Origin of the sequence: Nitratidesulfovibrio oxamicus (assembly GCF_015731765.1) — a bacterium.
In the GTDB taxonomy this organism is placed as follows: Bacteria; Desulfobacterota; Desulfovibrionia; order Desulfovibrionales; family Desulfovibrionaceae; genus Cupidesulfovibrio; species Cupidesulfovibrio oxamicus.
Window position 1 is genome coordinate 1 of record NZ_VRYY01000563.1, and the last position, 1354, is coordinate 1354.

At 70.5% G+C, this 1354-nt stretch carries 2 protein-coding genes; both read right to left on the minus strand.

Going from position 1 to position 1354, the window contains the following annotated elements; genetic code table 11:
• Window positions 1-477, minus strand: a 477-nt coding sequence (locus tag FVW20_RS15620) for a rhodanese-like domain-containing protein (protein WP_196610328.1), incomplete at its 3' end; no start/stop codon positions are given.
• 141 nt (window positions 478-618) lie between these two features.
• A complete protein-coding gene (locus FVW20_RS15625; protein ID WP_196610329.1) occupies window positions 619-1233 on the minus strand; it encodes a flavodoxin family protein in 615 nt (204 codons plus the stop codon).
• Between the last annotated feature and the right edge of the window lie 121 nt (window positions 1234-1354).

The following is a 1354-nucleotide window of genomic DNA, read 5'->3' on the forward strand; positions in this document are numbered from 1 at the left end:
CGGGGCATCTCGTCCGCCCCTGTCCGCAGGATCGCCGCCCGCATCGCCCGGCGAGGCGCACGGCCCGCAGGGACCGAACTCCACGGGAAGCCCGGCGGCGTGCCAGGCATCCATGCCGCCCGCGATGCGGTAGGCCACGGCAAAGCCCTGCACCATGGCTGCGCGGGCTGCGGAATCGCTGCGGGTGGATGTGGCCCCGTCACATACGAAAGCCACGGAAGGACACCGGGCGGCGCACAACACCTTGTGCAGCCACCAGCGCCGCAGAAGGCGGGCCATCCAGGTGGGCGGCAGGGGAAAGCACAGCGCGCCGGGCACGTGACCGGCCTCGTACTGCGCGGCGTCGCGCACATCCACCATGCTCAAGGCCCCTGCCCGGACGCGCCGCCACGCCTCGTCCGGGGCCAGCAGGCCGTAGCCGCCGGCATCCGCCTGCCGTTGCAGCCCGACCGGAAATTCGCGCCTGCCGTCACCCATGCGCCGTTCCCCTTCCCCCCCCGTGCACGGTTCCACCCTGTCCGCCACGTAACACGGCGCGGACGGGACGAAAAGCCCGACCGCGCCGCGTGGCATGCGTCTGATCCGGTAAGCCGCGCACCGCGGCCCGCCCGTCGCTTCCTAGACTTCGCCGCCCTTCAGGGAAGCAGGCGCCGCAGGCCCGCTCTTCAGGCACTTCAGCACGTGGGCCATGTTGCGGCCCAGGTTGACCATGGTGCGGATGCCTTCCTCGTCGCCGTTGACGTCGCCGGGGGCCAGGCCGATGCCCACGTTCCAGTAGCTGGAGCACGGCACCACCATCTCGGCGATGCCGAAGAAGGCCATGAGGCCGTTGTACACCTGCTGCGCGCCGCCGCGCCGCACGGCCACCACGGGCGCGCCCACCTTCATGCGCAGGGCGCCGCCGTTGGCGATGGACACCATGCCCGCGCGGTCGATGAGGGCCTTCATCTCCGTGGAGACGTTGGCGAAATAGGTGGGGGAACCCAGAATGACGCCGTCGGCCTTGTGCATGGCGGCGATCCATTCGTTCATGGGATCGCCGGTCTGGATGCACTGGCCGTCCTGCTTTTCGAAACACTTCATGCAGGCGATGCAGCCGCGCACGGCCTTGCCGCCCACGCGGAACTCCTCGGTGGTGACGCCTGCGGCCTCAAGCTCGCGCCGGACGGTGCCGAGCAGGATGGACGTGTTGCCGTTCTTGCGGGGGCTGCCGTTGAAAACGACGACATGCATGGAACTATCCTCCGGTTGGGATGGGGGCATGATGGGTGGTCACATGGCCCGCGCCGCAGCCGGAGGCGGGGCCGCGCGCCGTGCCCGCTCCGGCCAGGGAAGGCGGAACAGGGCACGGGCG